Origin of the sequence: Streptococcus sp. 477 (assembly GCF_013277295.1) — a bacterium.
GTDB lineage: Bacteria > Bacillota > Bacilli > Lactobacillales > Streptococcaceae > Streptococcus > Streptococcus pseudopneumoniae.
In genome coordinates, this window is record NZ_VMMQ01000114.1 from 1 (window position 1) to 899 (window position 899).

The following is an 899-nucleotide window of genomic DNA, read 5'->3' on the forward strand; positions in this document are numbered from 1 at the left end:
AAAAAGGGAAGTAACAATTAAGCTACTTCCCTGGAGCGCAAAGGCTCAAAGTTTAAAAATATGAGGGTAAACCTCTAAGTAACCTAATTATAGAGTAAACTTTTATAAATGTCAATTTTTTAAGTACAATTCTTTTAATTTTTCGTCAATTCTATCTAAAGTTTCGTCACTAACCTTGATTTTTCCGCAAGGATCCAGTTCGTTTATGTAAATAATTCTGTCTTTACTAATCGTTTTTATCTGATCACATTTTGCGTAGGAAATTTTATTAAATCGTTGATAATGGTTAACAAGATCTTTTAATTTTCTATTAGTGTTTTCCACTTTTTCCATCCCTGCACCGTTGTCATAGATTTCTTTAGCTGATTCTGAATTGTAAGCATCTCCGTATTGAATCAAAAATTCCTGATATATTTCTTCTGCACTCCCTAAATCAAAAGGAGTAATTTCTGTAAGTGCATAGTGAATGATCGAAAAATAATCAAAACCAATTTTGTCAAGAATAGGTAATAAGAATCTTTTGGATTTTTGCTGTATAACTTCGTCAATCATAACAGAAAACTTTTTTTCTTTTGAACTAATTGGAAGTACCGTCAGATTCCTTGATTTTGGAGAATCATTTTTATTTAGGACAACAGCCCAGTGTCTATTTGATAATTCAGAGCCAATATTGATTCCAAAATCTACAAAGATTAAAGAACCACGTTTCAGAACATTGTAACTCTTGCTAGTGTTTTGTGTTTCTGACAAGAATAGATTAGATTCTTTTTCTAGCCAATTAGGCAAAAATCGGAATTTATTATTATTTTTAAATGTTGAATGAACTTTCTCAAAGTTTTTTGAAGCCTTTAAAATCTGTTTATTTTGTATTGTCATTTATTCCCCTCTATACACCCCGA

Annotated in this window: 1 protein-coding gene; it reads right to left on the reverse strand. The window is 30.3% G+C overall.

Features of this window, described 5'->3' with window-relative positions; all coding sequences use genetic code 11:
• Positions 1-111 precede the first annotated feature (111 nt).
• Entirely contained in the window at positions 112-876 is a 765-nt protein-coding gene (locus HT691_RS11015) for a type II toxin-antitoxin system PemK/MazF family toxin (protein WP_000155204.1), read from the reverse strand.
• Positions 877-899 lie beyond the last annotated feature (23 nt).

Bases quoted from the DNA above. Each gene is read 5' to 3' on its own strand.
- HT691_RS11015 (WP_000155204.1), bottom strand. From the start codon at position 876: ATGACAATACAAAATAAACAGATTTTAAAGGCTTCAAAAAACTTTGAG.